Source organism: Duganella sp. SG902 (assembly GCF_013376005.1).
Taxonomy (GTDB): Bacteria; Pseudomonadota; Gammaproteobacteria; order Burkholderiales; family Burkholderiaceae_D; genus Rugamonas.
Window position 1 is genome coordinate 1 of the sequence record NZ_JABMJK010000040.1, and the last position, 1,818, is coordinate 1,818.

The window sequence follows — 1,818 nt, forward strand, 5'->3', positions numbered from 1 at the left end:
AAATACTGACAGTATTTCTTGTTGAGCATTTAATGCTTTTTGTTGCAGCATCAAACGCCCACATTTATCGACTGTAATTTTTTAAAGACCGTATTGTTTGCTGTTGAAGCGTTGTGTTCATCAGCACAGAAGCGAGATTATGAAGCATTTGATTTATCTCGTCAACCCCTCGTTTTCACTTCACATTTGCATGCGTCGTTTCGCGAGGGACAGAATCATAACAAGGGATGCTCCGGTTGACAAGGATTTTCTTCAAACGTTGATGACCACGTCCACACGCTTGTGGACGTCTTCAGCAAACGCCAGGAACTCACGCATTTCCTCGGGCTGATTGACGTCCAGCGCATACCACTCGGCCGAACCGCCAGCCTTGCGGATTTCCGTCACCAAAGCGTGCAGCTTGCTGGAGCGGCGCGCGCCCAGCACCACGTGGTGCCCTTCACCCGCCAACTGGCGGGCTGTGGCCGGACCGCAGCCCCGGCTGGCGCCGGCAATCAGTATCACTTTGCGATGAGATTGAGTCATGATGCGGTCCTTTCATAGCCATTAACACAGGCTGCATCTTACGGACTAAACTTTATGCTGCGAATGCACATGACTATGTAGTTCTTGCCTAATCCTATAGATCACAGCAGCAAACATGGCGACGGGGACGGAAATCATGGATTATTCCTATTCATCGCTATCAATAAGGAGTGAAGCATGGAACGCATGATTGCCCTGCACAACCAGCTGGCGCCGGAAGACGGTTCCGTCGCAACGCTGGTGGATGACGTGCGCCTCTCACGCTCCACGCAGAAGGTCACCAAGTCGCCAGCCATGTACGAGCCCTGCATCGCCATCGCTCTGCAGGGCCATAAGCGCACTCACTTCGGCAATGACATCCTGCAGTTTGACGCCGACCATTACCTGGTGGTGGCCGTTCCGATGCCGTTCACAGCCACCGTCGAGGCCTCGCCGGAGCATCCCTTCCTTGGCATTTCGATCCGCATCGACCGCACCACCCTTGCCGACCTGATGTTCGCCATCGACCAGAACGCCAACGACGTGCCCGCAATGCCCAAGGGCATGATGACCACGCGCATGGACGAACGCCTGCGCGATACCGTGCTGCGCCTGCTCGAAGCGCTGAATTCGCCGCTGGAAGCGCGCGTGTTGGGACCCGCCATCGTGCGTGAGATTTGCTACCGTGTGCTGATGGGCGAACAGGGAGCGGCAATGCGGGCGGCGCTGACCAGCCAGGGCCAGTTCGGCCGCATCGCCAAGGCCTTGCGCCGCATCCATGCCGATTACGCGGCCGATATCGATGTTGGCATGCTGGCGGCAGAAGCCAATATGAGCGTGCCGGCTTTCCACGTGCACTTCAAGTCGGTGACGCATTGCTCGCCGATCCAATATCTGAAGTCCGCGCGTCTGCACCAGGCCAGGCTGCTGATGGCACGCAGCGACGTGACGGCGCAATCGGCGGCGGCGCAAGTCGGCTATGAAAGCCCGTCCCAGTTCAGCCGCGAATTCAAGCGTTACTTCGGCCGCAGCCCGACCGAAGAAGTGCACGCGATGCGGCGCTTCCTCACCGTCCAACCTGCAGAATCATCAAGATTGATTTAAAGACAACCGGAAAGTACGATACTTTGGCTTCGGCGTCGGCTATGCTGGTCATTGAACCTAGAATCAGTCTGAAGCTGAAATGCAAAAAGCCCGCACGAAGGCGGGCTTTTCACGGAATAACTAGCTTGACGATAACCTACTTTCACACTGGTTGCAGCACTATCATCGGCGTAGAGTCGTTTCACGGTCCTGTTCGGGATGGGAAGGGGT

Annotated in this window: 2 protein-coding genes; one reads left to right on the top strand and one right to left on the bottom strand. The window is 56.1% G+C overall.

Annotated elements, in window-relative coordinates; genetic code table 11:
• Positions 1-252: 252 nt before the first annotated feature.
• Positions 253-525, bottom strand: a complete 273-nt coding sequence (locus FHW83_RS30360) for an SDR family oxidoreductase (RefSeq protein WP_176650100.1) — start codon at positions 523-525, stop codon at positions 253-255.
• A gap of 186 nt (positions 526-711) precedes the next feature.
• Between FHW83_RS30360 and FHW83_RS30365 the strand changes: the two genes are divergently transcribed.
• On the top strand, positions 712-1,608 hold the full coding sequence (locus FHW83_RS30365) for an AraC family transcriptional regulator (protein ID WP_176650101.1): 897 nt from the start codon (positions 712-714) through the stop codon (positions 1,606-1,608).
• Positions 1,609-1,818 lie beyond the last annotated feature (210 nt).